Origin of the sequence: Roseobacter sp. OBYS 0001 (genome assembly GCF_019654895.1) — a bacterium.
Lineage (GTDB): Bacteria > Pseudomonadota > Alphaproteobacteria > Rhodobacterales > Rhodobacteraceae > Roseobacter > Roseobacter litoralis.
The window spans coordinates 108,947-122,613 of the sequence record NZ_BPES01000007.1 but is presented as its reverse complement, the minus strand read 5'-3'; the positions used below and the strand labels follow the sequence as shown (position 1 = coordinate 122,613).

The 13,667-nt window shown below is 56.3% G+C and carries 14 protein-coding genes; 1 reads left to right on the top strand and 13 read right to left on the bottom strand.

Features of this window, described 5'->3' with window-relative positions:
• The first annotated feature begins 4 nt into the window (after positions 1–4).
• Entirely contained in the window at positions 5–1,000 is a 996-nt protein-coding gene (gene doeB / locus K5Q35_RS14855) for a N(2)-acetyl-L-2,4-diaminobutanoate deacetylase DoeB (protein ID WP_220800112.1), read from the top strand.
• Here doeB and gph read toward each other — a convergent pair.
• The 13 genes from gph to K5Q35_RS14790 all read right to left on the bottom strand — a co-directional run bounded on the left by gph (position 997) and on the right by K5Q35_RS14790 (position 13,629).
• On the bottom strand, positions 997–1,656 hold the full coding sequence (gene gph / locus K5Q35_RS14850; protein ID WP_220800111.1) for a phosphoglycolate phosphatase: 660 nt from the start codon (positions 1,654–1,656) through the stop codon (positions 997–999). The two genes, doeB and gph, sit on opposite strands and share 4 nt — an antisense overlap.
• Positions 1,657–1,739: 83 nt before the next feature.
• Positions 1,740–3,203 carry a mannitol dehydrogenase family protein gene (locus K5Q35_RS14845; RefSeq protein ID WP_220800110.1) on the bottom strand — a complete coding sequence of 488 codons (1,464 nt, stop codon included), beginning with the start codon at positions 3,201–3,203 and terminating at the stop codon, positions 1,740–1,742.
• A 177-nt stretch (positions 3,204–3,380) separates the two neighbouring features.
• Positions 3,381–4,385 (bottom strand): ABC transporter ATP-binding protein, encoded by a 1,005-nt coding sequence (locus K5Q35_RS14840; protein WP_220800109.1) that lies wholly within the window; start codon positions 4,383–4,385, stop codon positions 3,381–3,383.
• Positions 4,386–4,396: 11 nt separating this feature from the next.
• The gene (locus tag K5Q35_RS14835) at positions 4,397–5,227 is read right to left on the bottom strand and encodes a carbohydrate ABC transporter permease (protein WP_013962554.1); all 831 of its coding nucleotides are present in this window, start codon (positions 5,225–5,227) and stop codon (positions 4,397–4,399) included.
• Positions 5,228–5,239: 12 nt separating this feature from the next.
• On the bottom strand, positions 5,240–6,106 hold the full coding sequence (locus tag K5Q35_RS14830) for a carbohydrate ABC transporter permease (protein ID WP_013962555.1): 867 nt from the start codon (positions 6,104–6,106) through the stop codon (positions 5,240–5,242).
• A 112-nt stretch (positions 6,107–6,218) separates the two neighbouring features.
• Entirely contained in the window at positions 6,219–7,532 is a 1,314-nt protein-coding gene (locus K5Q35_RS14825) for a sugar ABC transporter substrate-binding protein (RefSeq protein WP_013962556.1), read from the bottom strand.
• Between the two features lie 94 nt (positions 7,533–7,626).
• On the bottom strand, positions 7,627–8,658 hold the full coding sequence (locus K5Q35_RS14820) for a LacI family DNA-binding transcriptional regulator (protein ID WP_220800108.1): 1,032 nt from the start codon (positions 8,656–8,658) through the stop codon (positions 7,627–7,629).
• Positions 8,659–8,738: 80 nt separating this feature from the next.
• Positions 8,739–9,098, bottom strand: coding sequence for a hypothetical protein (locus K5Q35_RS14815; RefSeq protein ID WP_220800107.1), 360 nt, complete (start codon positions 9,096–9,098; stop codon positions 8,739–8,741).
• A 17-nt stretch (positions 9,099–9,115) separates the two neighbouring features.
• Positions 9,116–10,042 carry a hypothetical protein gene (locus K5Q35_RS14810; RefSeq protein ID WP_220800106.1) on the bottom strand — a complete coding sequence of 309 codons (927 nt, stop codon included), beginning with the start codon at positions 10,040–10,042 and terminating at the stop codon, positions 9,116–9,118.
• 397 nt (positions 10,043–10,439) lie between these two features.
• Positions 10,440–11,432 carry a FecCD family ABC transporter permease gene (locus K5Q35_RS14805; protein WP_374758632.1) on the bottom strand — a complete coding sequence of 331 codons (993 nt, stop codon included), beginning with the start codon at positions 11,430–11,432 and terminating at the stop codon, positions 10,440–10,442.
• 59 nt (positions 11,433–11,491) lie between these two features.
• Complete coding sequence (locus K5Q35_RS14800) at positions 11,492–12,433, bottom strand: ABC transporter substrate-binding protein (protein ID WP_220800104.1); 942 nt, start codon at positions 12,431–12,433, stop codon at positions 11,492–11,494.
• A gap of 12 nt (positions 12,434–12,445) precedes the next feature.
• Positions 12,446–13,228, bottom strand: a complete 783-nt coding sequence (locus K5Q35_RS14795) for an ABC transporter ATP-binding protein (protein WP_220800103.1) — start codon at positions 13,226–13,228, stop codon at positions 12,446–12,448.
• Positions 13,225–13,629 carry a DUF1636 domain-containing protein gene (locus tag K5Q35_RS14790; RefSeq protein ID WP_220800102.1) on the bottom strand — a complete coding sequence of 135 codons (405 nt, stop codon included), beginning with the start codon at positions 13,627–13,629 and terminating at the stop codon, positions 13,225–13,227. The genes K5Q35_RS14795 and K5Q35_RS14790 overlap by 4 nt, the downstream gene beginning before the upstream one ends.
• Between the last annotated feature and the right edge of the window lie 38 nt (positions 13,630–13,667).

The window sequence follows — 13,667 nt, the reverse complement described above, 5'->3', positions numbered from 1 at the left end:
ACGGATGCAGGACACGCAGGTGCATGCCACAATCGATTATGACGCAGACGGCGTGCAGCACGGCTATCTGCGCCTGCCCTATAGCCGCGATGACAGCGCGTGGGGCTCAATCCTGACCCCGATCTGCGTGATCAAAAACGGGGCCGGTCCGACCGCAGTATTGACCGGTGGCAATCACGGCGATGAGTACGAAGGACCGATTGCGCTGCATCATCTGGCACGCGCGCTGGACCCTTTGAAAATATCCGGGCGCGTTATCGCCATTCCGTCAATGAACCACCCGGCCGTTATGGCAGGCACACGCACCTCACCTATTGATGGCGGCAATATGAACCGGTCTTTCCCCGGCCGGGCCGATGGGACCCCGACACAAAAGATGGCCGACTATGTCCAGCGATACCTGCTGCCCATGGCAGATCTGGTGCTGGATTTTCATTCCGGGGGCAAAACGCTGGATTTCCTTCCGTTTGCCGCGTCGCACATTCTCGACGACAAGGCGCAAGAAGCACGTTGCCGGGCAGCCCGCGATGCCTTTAATGCACCCTATAGCATTGAGATGCGCGAAATAGAGTCCCGCGGCATGTATGATCACGCAGCGGAAAGTCTGGGTAAAACCTTTGTCACGACCGAACTGGCCGGGGGCGGAACAGCGACGCCCGACACGGTCATGATTGCGAAAAACGGCATACGCAACCTGCTCATCCACACCGGAATCTTACAAGGAACGCCGACGCGCACTCCCAGCATAACCCTGACACAACCGGATGATGAGTGCTTTCATGTCACCGAAACCGGCGGCTTGGTCGATTTCAAGATACGGCTTGGACAACATGTCACCAAAGGCGATCTGATTGCCGAGATCTGGCACCTTGGCTCGACAGGGCGCGCGCCCTTTCAGGTCTTTGCGCAGCGCCCCGGCCTACTGGTCGCGCGCCATCATCCGGGTCTGATCCAGCCGGGCGATTGTCTGGCTGTTCTGGCGGTAGAAGACGCAGACTAACGCTCCAGTACAAAGTCGACCTGTGCCCAGTCATCGAACCGGTGCGCAGGATCCAGATCAGGCAGCGGCCTGTTCAGATACCCTTGCGTATAAAGCCGAAAAGGCACCTGTGCCGCGCGTGCCGTGTCATAGTCCACCGCGCTGTCGCCTACATAAACCGTGCTTGCCGGATCACCACCCAAGGCGTCGATCACGGCCAAAAGGGGTGCCGGGTCTGGTTTCTTTGGCACATCGGGCAGCGCCCCGCTGATCACACCGAAATACCCATCAAGGCCCATCACCTCGCAAATCTCATTTGCGGGCCCGTGTGGTTTGTTGGTGCAAAGACCCATTGGTATTCCCGCCTCTTTCAGCCGGTCCAGGCATTCGAAAACGCCCGGAAAGGGCCGGGTCAACGTTGTTTTGTCTTTGGCATAAGCCTGCAAGAACAGTTCAAGCGCGCGCGGGTGCAGCTGCGCCTCGGCACCACCGGTGGCCGCAAGACTGCGGGCCACAAGTTTCTCAACGCCATTGCCAATGAACCCGATAACAGTTTTCAGGTCGAGCGGCTGGCGCCCAAGTTCCACCAAAACTACGTTCATCGCGGCCCTCAGATCAGGGGCGCTGTCGATCAATGTTCCATCAAGGTCGAATATTATCTGCTTCAGCTTGGCCATTCGTTTTCCGGTTCAATCCCACAATGCGCGGGTTCACCTATGGCCCTGTTGCTCGTGCAACACAAACAGGTTTCGCACGGACCTCAAGTGGCGAGATATCGATCAAGCGCTGCGCGTGCACCATCGCGCCAGATCAGCGTCAGCCAGTCATCAAATGCCGCTTTGAAAGCCATATCGTCGGCGACACCAGCATAGAAAACGGATTGTTCAAGCCATGCACCAGGGTTACTGCGCGCTTTTACAGCAGCCTCCGTCAGCGCCGTCCAATGCGGATCGTTTGGCTCAATCACACTGCCATCCTCGCGCAGGCCAGCACACATACGCGCCCAAAAGGCCTCAACAAGGGCCAAACCGACGATACTTCCTTTTGCTTCAATCGCATCCTGCAGGATTGGAATAACAAATCCGAAATGGCGTGATGAACCGTCAAACGCGACGCGTCGGGTCGTATCGCGAATTGCGGCATTCGCAAAACGCTTCTCAATCAACGCCAGGTATTTCTGGGGCGACAAGTCGGGTACAGCATCAACGTAAGGAGCGATTTCCTCGGTTTGGACCTTTGAGAAAAACGCGGCGACCTGCGCATCCTGCATACAAGATGATATCGTTGGCAAGCCCAGTATTTCACCTACATTGGCCAAAACCTGATGGCCTGCATTCAGCATTCTGATCTTCATGCTTTCATAAGCATGCACATCCTGCGTGAGCGTAGCGCCTACGTTCTCCCACGGGGGGCGGCCTGCGCAAAAGCGATCTTCGATAACCCACTGACGGTAGTTTTCATGCGTTACGGGCGCGGCATCATCAATGCCGATCTTATGGACAAGGTCGCGTTCCGCCTGCCCGGTTGCTGGCACGATGCAATCGACCATCGCATTTGGAAACGCCGCGTTTTCGTTGATCCAATCCGCGAGGTCCGGGGCGCTGAGTTCTGCAAGACCGATGATCACCTGCCGTAAAATCTCGCCGTTGTTCTGCAAATTGTCACAACACTGACAGGTAAACGGCATAAGACCTCTGTCGCGGCGTGCCTTGAGCGCGGCAATTATAGCGCCAAAGGCCGTTCGTGGGGCGTCCGGGTATGTGGCATCATGGATAATGTCGCCGTGGCTCGTGTCCAACGCACCAGACCCATCCAGGAAATACCCCCCTTCCGTCACCGTCAATGACACGATCCGGATCGCGGGATCCGTCATTGTCGTGATCAGTGTGGCATTGTTTTCTTCGACCGGCAGAAAGTCGATCATGGCGCCGGTGACCTCTGCCGATGTCCCCGATGGGTCAAGTTCGATCAGCGTTGTCAGACAATCCTGCCCCAGTAGTTTGTCGCGCATGGCTGCATCGCCGGGCCGCACGCCTGCCCCGATGATTGCCCAGTCCAACGCCTCGCCTTGCTGCATCAGACGGTGCAAATACCATGCCTGATGCGCGCGGTGAAAATTGCCCAGACCGATGTGAACAATGCCAGCCGTCAGTTTTGACCGATCATAGCGCGGTCGTTCCACGCCTGTTGGCAGTGTTGCCAACGTCTTGTTGCCCAAGCTCATCGGGAGGGATCCTTGCACCAAATCATCCATCAGCTCATCCAGTTTTCGCCATCTGTTCTATACGTCCGCGCCACAGTGTGACCTACGTATTGCGCAACCGGAAAAAACGCCATCGCTGTCATATCTTCCGGCTGCACAACATGTCAAAAAGGGGAGCGGCCCTTGCTGCACGTCGCCTTATTCGATGCGCAGTCCGGTATCGCCAAACTTGTGAATAACATCCGAGCGCGGCGTCATGTAAACCCGGTCCCCGTGGCGGAAACCAACTTCTCCACCCGCGCGCACCGTGATGGTATCAGCCAATCCGCTGTCCTGAATGTGGAAGAATGTATCAGAGCCCAGATGCTCTGACACCCCGACGGTACCCGACCACTGCCCGCTTTCAGCCGAAATCTCGATATGCTCAGGGCGTACGCCGATTGTATGCGCGTTGTGTTTGGCCGCCTCTTCGCCCTCGATCAGGTTCATCTTGGGTGAGCCGATGAAGCCCGCAACAAAGACGTTCCGTGGTGTCTTATACAGCTCCAGCGGTGTGCCGACCTGTTCGACGTGGCCCGCGCGCAGAACGACGATCTTGTCGGCCATCGTCATCGCTTCCACCTGATCATGGGTCACATAAATCATGGTGGTTTTGAGCTTTTCATGCAGTTCCGAGATTTCCATCCGCATGCCCACACGCAGCGCAGCATCAAGGTTGGAAAGCGGTTCATCAAAGAGAAACGCCGATGGCTCACGCACAATGGCACGGCCAATGGCCACCCGTTGTCTCTGACCACCCGACAATTGGCCCGGGCGGCGGTCCAGATAATCGGTGAGGTTCAGTGCTGCGGCGGCCTGCTTGATCCGGCTATCCTGTTCCGCCTGATCAATCCCAGCCATCCGCATCGGAAATGCGATATTCTTGCGCACCGTCATATGCGGATAAAGCGCGTAGGATTGGAACACCATCGCCAGACCGCGCTTGGCAGGCGGCACGTTGGTTGCTTCTTTGCCGTCAATCCGCATGACGCCGGATGACACATCCTCCAGCCCGGCAATCAGGCGCAAAAGTGTGGACTTACCACAACCTGACGGACCTACGAAAACTGTAAACTCGCCATCTTCGATCGTGAGGTCGAGGGGTGGAATGACTTCTGTTGCACCGAAACTCTTGGTGACTTTCTCGAGAGTAATCTGTCCCATGACAATGCTCCTTACTTAACCGCGCCAAACGTGAGGCCGCGTACGAGTTGTTTCTGGCTGAACCAGCCGAGGATGAGAATTGGCGCAATGGCCATGGTGGAAGCTGCCGACAGCTTTGCGTAAAACAATCCTTCCGGACTGGAATAGCTGGCAATAAAGGCCGTCAACGGGGCTGCTTTTGCTGCTGTCAGGTTCAGAGTCCAGAAGGCTTCGTTCCAGGCAAGAATAAAATTCAGCAGCATTGTAGACGCAATCCCCGGCACCGCCATTGGTGTCAGCACATAGAGGATTTCCGATTTCAACCCGGCACCATCCATACGCGCCGCTTCCAGAATTTCGCCCGGAATTTCGCGGAAATACGTATAGAGCATCCAGATGATGATCGGCAGGTTGATCAGCATCAGGATAATCGTCAGACCGATAATGCTGTCAAGCAGACCAAATTGGATGAAGATCAGATAGATCGGATAGAGAACCCCAACCGCCGGCAACATCTTGGTGGAGAGCATCCACAGCAGGATGTCTTTGGTCCGCTTGCTGGGCACAAAGGCCATGGACCAGGCAGCAGGTACAGCCACGAGCAATCCAAGAAGGGTTGAACCCCCTGCGATAATGATGGAGTTCCACAAGAAACGGCCATAGTTGGAGCGTTCCTGAACCACGGTATAGTTCTCAAGCGTCCAGTCGAAAAAGAGGAACACAGGTGGGTCCGCGATTGCCGTGGCTTCGGTCTTGAAGCTGGTCAGAATGGTCCACAGGATCGGAAAGAAGATCAACAGACCAATCGTCCAGGCGATCGCGGTATTGAGCGCTTTGCGGTTGTTTGTAACAGCACGAGCCATATCCGGTCCTCCTTAGTTGTCGAGGTTTTTGCCGACGATGCGCATCAGGAAGATGGCAACGATATTGGCAAGTATGATTGCATAGACACCACCCGCAGACCCAAGGCCGACGTTCTGACTTTCAAGCACGCGCTGGAAAATGAGATAGGACAGTGTTCTGGTGCCGAAGGACCCACCCGTGGTCACAAAGATTTCCGCAAAGATCGACAAAAGAAAGATCGTCTGGATCAGCACGACAATTGTGATTGCGCGGGCAAGATGCGGCAGGATGATATGGATGAACCGGCTATAGAACGGCGCGCCATCCATTTCGGCAGCTTCCAGTTGCTCGCTGTCAAGCGACTGCACGGCGGTGAGCAGGATCAGCGTCGCAAAGGGCAACCACTGCCAGCTGACAATAAGCACAATCGATTCCAGCGGCGCCTGACTGAGCCATTGTATGGGTTCGGCGCCAAAGAACTTCCAAACATGCGCAAAAAGACCGTTCACAGGATCCATGAACATGTTTTTCCAAACAAGTGCGGAAACGGTCGGCATTACGAAGAAGGGCGCGATCACGAGAATGCGCACAATCCCCTGCCCCCACATCGGCTGATCAAGCAACAGGGCCAGAACGACACCGAGCACAATCGTGATAACAAGCACACCACCAACAATGGTCAGTGTTGCCATAACCGAAGGCCAAAAGGCGCTGGAACTCACAAATCGGACATAATTGTCGAAACCAACCCATCCCAGATCACCGCCGCGCAGCGGCAGATACTTCTTGAATGAGAACATCAGCGTCATGGTCAGCGGCACCAGCATCCAGCCCAAAAGCAGGATTACAGCCGGGGCCATCATTATTCTGGCTGCTGATCGGGATTGCTGCGTAGCCATTGGATGTACCTCTCCCGTTAACGGACAAGCCGTTTCAATGCGTGTGAATTATAGAGATTTCAGTGTATCCGGGGGGCATGGCTGCGGCCAGCCCCCCGGCAGAAAGACGCGGTTAGTACCCGGCGGCTTCCATGACATCAGTGGCAATCGCTTGTGCTTTTGCCAGTGCTTCGTCAGCGGTTTGCTGACCGGCAAGAGCTGCTGAGAACTCCTGACCGATTTCTGAACCCATACCGGCCCACTCAGGGATCGCGGCGAACTGTACGCCGATGTATGGGACCGGATCGATTGTTGGGCTGTTCGGATCTGCCGACAGGATGCTCTCCAGTGTCATCTTGGCAAAGGGAACGTCCTGATAGTTCGGGTTCTCATACAACGATGTCCGTGCGCCCGGTGGAACGTTGGCCCAGCCTTCGTTTTCCGCAACAAGCTCTATATAGCTGGTCGAGGTCGCCCATTCGATGAACTCTTTCGCAGCGTCAGCCTTTTCGGTGCCCGCAGGAATTGCCAGCGCCCAGGCCCAAAGCCAGTTGGATCGTTTGCCCAAACCATTGTCCGGTGCCAGCGCAAAGCCGACCTTGTCCGCAACAGTTGAATCGTCCGGGTTGGTCACGAAAGACGCAGCAACTGTCGCGTCAATCCACATGCCGCACTTGCCTTGTTGGAACAGCGACAGGTTTTCATTGAAACCATTTGTCGAAGCACCGGGAGGGCCCGCGTCATTCATCAGATTGATGTAGAAGTTGAGCGTGTTGGACCATGCATCGGAATCGTACTGAGGTACCCAGTTTTCATCCACGATCCGCGCGCCAAAGGAGTTGGACATCGCCGTCAGGAAGGCTGCGTTTTCGCCCCAACCAGCTTTTCCGCGCAGACAAATACCGTATATCTCGTTGTCCTTGTCCGTCATGGCGCGTGCGGCTTCCCCGATGAAGTCCCAAGTGGGCGCGTCGGGCATTTCCATGCCTGCGGCTTCCATCAGGTCGGTACGGTACATGACCATTGACGATTCACCATAAAATGGTGCCGCATAGAGCGTGCCATCGAGCGACAGGCCACCGCGCATTGCGGGCAGAATATCGTCAATGTCGTATTCTGCGGACAGATCATCAAGAGAGATCAGCCAGTCGTTCTTGGCCCAGATGGGCGTTTCGTACATGCCGATGGTCATGATGTCGAACTGACCACCCTTGGTGGTGATGTCCGTTGTTACGCGTTGACGCAGAACGTTTTCCTCCAAGGTGACCCATTCTACCTGATGGCCTGTTTTCTCGGTGAAATCGTCTGTCAGACCCTGCATGCGGATCATGTCGCCATTGTTGACAGTTGCGATGGTGAGTGTGGTTGCATGGCCGTCAGCGAATGCGCTGCTTGCCGTGATGAGCGACATAGCAGTCGCCGCACAAAGTGCGTGTCTCAAAGACATCCGTGTCCTCCCTATGGTTGGATGTTGTCCAATCAAGCTAGTCGCATTGTATACGTCCGGTCAACAAAAAAGTTTACGCGCGTAAACTTTTAACTCACGCTGAGTCGCGAATTATCAGACGCGCGGGAAAAAGCGTTTCCGGTCTCGCCCCCGAATTTCCGCCATTTTCAATACATTGGAACAAAGTCTCGACCGCGTGCTCGGACACAGAAGCATAGTCATGTGCAGCGGTGGTCAGTGACGGGCAGGCAAAACGTGATAGTGGATGATCGTCATGTGACGCCACACGCAGATCACAAGACGCATCTCGTCCGACTCGCACGCCCCGGTCATAGCAAGCGGACAGAAAGCCAATAGCAAGGCGGTCGTTGCTGCACAAAACCGTATCCGTCTTTAGTATCTTTTCATCAAGCAGTTTGAAGCCGCCATTGCGACCGATCTCTTCAAACGCCCAACCCTCTCCGTCAATCTTGATAACCTGTGTTTCCAGACCCAGACGCTCCATCATTTGCAAATAGGCGCGCCGACGTTTGTTGGCGTTCGGGTTTGCAGGCGTCCGCATCTCCAGAAAACATGGCGGCTCTCCGGTTCTGCTAAGGTATTCAACAGTTTGCGACACGAAACTGTAATTGTCAGAACCCACGAAAGCATCGCCTATACCATCAAGATTACTATCGAACAGGACCGTCGGGACATCACGGCAGAACTTCTCAATCATCGACGTGTCGGACAGCCGACCCAGTGGCGCCAGCAAAACGCCCGCCGGTTTCAACGACCGCAATCCATCCAGAATATCGTTTTCCTGCGATGCCTCACCATGAGAATTAAACAGGTTCGGCGCATAGCCCGCCTCAATGCAGCGCCGCTCAATCACGCGCGATATTTCCGAAAAGAAAGGATCGGCCAGATAAGGCACCACGATTCCGATGTTCTTTGTCAGGCGCCGATTCTGGTTGATCGCATAGATGTTCGGGCGATAATCGTGATGCTCCAGCGCTTCTTCGATACGCTTGCGCGTCGTGGCGCGCACGCTTTGCGGGTCGTGGAAGTACTTTGACACCGTCGGCCGTGAAATCCCACTGACCGCCGCGAACTCTTCCATATTTCTGATCTTGGTATTGCTCATCTCTCGTGCGCTACAACTCTCTGTCTGTCAGAGTCGCATTGTACAAATTTTTTTAACGCGCGCAAATTTATGTAGGCAGATTACAGACCGGCGAACAACCCGACCAGTTTCGACAGCTTTTTGACAAGGCGCGTAAGGTCGTCAAGGCGGTCCGTCGCATCTTTGATACGATCGGTTTCTTTCTTGATATCGCGAGATGCCGCCGCGATATCCTCAAGAAGCGTTGAATTCGCTATCTCCAGATCAATCTGGCGCAAACCACTTAAAGCGTGAACCTGCATGCTTTTGAGCAAGTCGTTGATGTTGTCGGAGAACTCTTTTTCCGCTGCTGAACCCGGTGTCTGGCGGTTTCGGGATTCGATATTGTAACCAAGGTTAACCGCAATGGCGTTACGGGTTTGTTGCCAGGAACCCCAGTTGCTTAAACGCGCTTTGGACATCTAACATTCCTTTGTCATCAAAATGGGTCGGCGGACTCCGAAAGGAGCTTGACCAGCTTGGACAACTCCACAATCGAGCCTTGCAAATCCTCTTTGCTGGCGCTGTCTCGGGATGCCTTGGCCAGTTTGGCATGTGTCTGGCCGATATTGGCATATGCATCTCTGGCCGCCGCGCTGCGTTTCAGCGCCGCCACCTCATCGAACAGCCTGTCCTGCAAACGCTGCACATCGCGCGTTGATGCATTGTTGGCATAGGCCGCCGCAAGCGCGCGTTCCGCACGTTCCACACGCTGCAGGGATGTGGTGACTTCGCTCAGGGTCAGCGCTTGCGAGGCAGCACTGAGCACCCCGGTGGCCTGCTGAATTTGCGGATCGACCGCCACGATGATCTCGCGCAGCTTGGAGGTGCGCGCGCCTGCAAATGTTGCGGTGCCAATGCCCCCGAATGCCGCCCCCACCGCTTCGAACTGATCTTTCGTCCCTGCCCCGCCCAGCGCCGAGCTTAGGCCCTCGACGGACACTGCAAGGTTGGTCAACGACGTGTTGAACGCGGCGCCGTCTTGTGCTGCATCGGCCGCAAGGGCCGCAAGGTTCGCGCCATATTCCCCCATGGCCTTGTTGAGCGCCGCGATGGAGGCAAAGCTTTCAGGGTTTTCTATTGGCGCACCGTCGCGCCGCACCACCTTGCAATCCTCAATCGAAGACCCCGGCACGGCAAGCAAGGCACATTCCGGTGCATAGGCCAGAAAAACCCCATCTTGTGCGAGGTCGCCGCGAATGTCGGAAATCTGGTTTTCTGACAATGTACCGAGCCGTTTGGTCTGCGCCTGCGCGGCCGCTTCCGTCGCCTCGCCAAAAGACGCGACAGAGCCGCGGTACACTGGCGATGAACATCCAGCAACAACCGCCAACGCCATCACCGGCCAGATCGATCGAAGTGTCATGATGTGTCCAGTTCTGCAAACTTCATCAAAATGCGCCTTGTCCTTGCGGCCCAAGAAAACCGCAATAAATGCACGAGAAATCAGCGCGGTGGCCCCCTGGCGCCTGCCGTCCACAGGCGCCGGGGCTGGCGCTGAAAAGGTCTTTTTAGTCCAAATTCACTTCTACAATAGCGAGAAGACTAGCAATACAATTTTGATCTGTCGACACGCTATGCTTGAATTTCAGCATTTTTGCCCTGAAGGACCTGACATTTTCCAACAATTACGGCCGGCATCGCCGAGAAAAATAGCCCTTGGGCGTTTCAGCCAAAGGTTTTGATCCATTGCGGTGAATGTCTGAGACGCAGCCAGGTTTGCAGCGCGTCCAAGCGGCCCGGCTATATTTCGGACCGTCCCCTCAGCGCTGTCTGCGGCGCAACAACCAGACAAAAAAGGTGCCGCCTGCAAGACCGGTGACGATACCGATCGGCATGTCCTCAGGGGCCATGACCGTGCGTGCGACAATATCCGCCCAAAGCAGAAATACAGCCCCCAGCAAGGCCGACGCTGGCAAAACGCGCGCGTAATCCCCGCCAACGATCAACCGCACGATGTGGGGCACCATCAGTCCGACAAAACCGATGATGCCGGAAAACGCGACCATCACCCCCGTGATCAACGCGCCGATGAAAAAGATCGACAAGCGAAAGCGTGCCACGTTGAGGCCAAGCGTTGCCGCGGTTTCATCCCCGACTGTCATTGCATTGAGGTTACCCGCATTGATCCGCAGATAGACGCCACAGAAAACCAGAATGATCAGCGGAAAGATAAGCTGGTTCCATTGCGCCAACCCCAGGCCCCCAAGCATCCAGAACACAACCGTATGGGTCGCGCGCGGGTCACCAAGGAAAATCAGCACATTCGCCATCGACATCACGATGAATGATACGGCAACCCCGGCAAGCACAAGCCTGTCCGCACTGGTTGCCGCGGCGAATTGCGAGACTGCCAGCACCAGTAGCGTCGCGCCCAAGGCCCCCGCAAAGGCCAACAGAGGCACCGTCAGCAGTCCAAGGAACAATCCGGTGTGCAACAAGGCAAGAATGGCGCCAAAAGCCCCGCCCGCAGAAATCCCCAACAGATGCGGATCCGCAAGCGGGTTGCGCGTGACGGCCTGCAGACTTGCGCCCACCATCGCCAGCCCCGCGCCGACGAAACAGGCCAGCAAAGCGCGTGGAAACCGGATGTCCCAAACAATTGCTTCGCGTCCTGCTGACCAGTCGCCGACAAAAGACGTGTCAATTGTATTATTCACCACCACCCCCCAGACTGTCGAAAAGGGGATCGAAACAGCGCCAATGCTGACCGCCATCGTCAGCGATAGCAGCAAAAGGATCCAACCGCACATCATTGCGACAGGATAGACCGCAGATTGCCCGGATCGTGCTGCTGCGGTCTTTGCCATAGGGTTCACTCCGCCCGTAAAGCCGCAGCAAGCGTTTTGACGGCGGCGATGTTGCGTGGACCCGGTGTCGCCTCGACATATTCCAGCGTTACGAAACGGTCGTTCCTGACCGCATCAAGCTGTGCAAAAGCAGGATTGGACATCATGAACGCGCGTTTTTGCGCCGCCGTGACATCGCCGTAGTTGACGATAACGATCACTTCGGGGTTGCGCTCGACAACGGTTTCCCATCCAACCGCCGCCCAGCTTTTCTCCAGACCGTTCATGATATTGACCCCACCGGCAGCCTCGATCAGCGCATTCGGCATCGCATAGCGCCCGGCGGTAAAGGGCACGTCTTCGCCGCTGTCATAGACAAATACGCGCGGCGGGGTGCTGAGGGGCGACAATGACGCGGTGAAGCTGTCCAGTTCCGCGCGGTAGCCTGCCACCAGTGCCTCCGCCTTTTCGGATACATCAAAGATCGCGCCGAGGTTCAGCAGATCGGCATACATATCTTCCATGCTGACGGCGGCTTTCTCACCGATGTGAATGCAGCTTTCGGTAAGCTCGTAGACCTTGATGCCAAAGGGCTCCAACGTTTCGGGCGTCACTTCACCGCCCACTTTCATGCCGTAGTTCCAACCTGCAAAGAAGAAATCAGCATCCGCCCCGATCAGCACTTCCTTGCTGGGGTATTTGGCGGATAATTCGGGCAGGGCTTCGACACCCGCCGTCATTTCCGCATCCAGCGTTTTCCAGCCGGAGATACCCGTATAACCCACCATCCGGTCCGCCAGCCCAAGGACCAGCATCATCTCGGTCAGGTTGACGTCGTTGGAAATCGCAGCCTTCGGCGGCGCGTCGAAGGTGACGGTTCGATTGCAGCTTTGCACCGTTGTCTGCGCCAGCGCGCCGGTGCCCATCAGGATCATAAACAGGGAAGAAAGTATACGTGTCGGCTTCATCGTGTGCTTGCCTTAATGCGGAAGGTGGAAGGATAAGTGTTTGGTCTTGCTCGGACTAAGCTGTTCTGCGCGCGCCTCAACCGCAAATACGTTCGAAACACTATGCGCAGTGAGCACCGCATCAGGCGGCCCCACGCCACGCGTATGTCCGTTTTCGAGCAGCAGAATGGTATCACAGACATCCGCCGCGACATTCAAATCGTGCAGAGAGACGATGATCGTCACATCCAGCGCGCGAATGAGGGCGAGCACCTCAAGCTGATGGCGGATGTCCAGATGGTTGGTCGGCTCATCCAGCACCAGCACCTGAGGCTCTTGCGCTAGGGCGCGGGCCACCATGACCCGCTGGCGTTCACCGCCCGACAGGTTGGCGAGGTCCCGATCTGCCAAATCGCTCAGGTTCAGCGTATCAAGTGCGGCCTCAACGATCTGCGCATCTTTTGCGCCTGCGGTGGCAAAACCAAGGCGGTGCGGTGCGCGACCCAGCGTCACGATTTCGCGCACTGTCAGTCCAAAGGACGACGGCTGTTCCTGCAAAACCGCCGCAACCTTTCGCGCAGCGGCGCGCGGTGGGATCGACCAGATGTCGTCTCCACCGATCCTGATTTGGCCACTCAGCGGCGCCTGATACCGGTAGAGCAGACGCAACAGCGTGGATTTACCCGCCCCATTTGGGCCGACAACGCCCATCACGCTGCCGGGTGCGGCGCGAAAACTGGTCGGTTGCAGCAAGAGCGGCTCTTTGCGGCGCGGCGCCCAACTGATGTTCTCTGCGACGAGGTCCGTGGCGTTCATGAGACACGCACATCGCTGTCTTCCAGCGCAATGATGGCCGCAGGCACACGCGCAAGCGTGGATTTACGTAATTTGCCAGGACGATCAACCGACGAACACCACCCGTCCTCCAGCAGTGCGTAATCACGTGCAAAACGGACCAGATCAGCGATATCCGTCTCCGGCTCTATGTCGCCAAAAAGATAGGTCGCCTTGCGCGTCCCATGATAGGCAACCGTGCAGGGGCGATCACAGCCTGCCATACAGGCAACGCCGGAAATCTCGAACTCTTCGGTGACGCTGTCACCCGCAGCAGCAATCGCCGCGCGCAGTCTGGCAATCAGCTCATAGCCCGGTTTACAGTCGGTGGCTTTATGTCGGCAGGATGTGCAGATTGTTATTCTATGTGTCGGTGTTCCCATGTCGCCCTCCGCGATTGCGCAGGGTGCACTTTGGGACA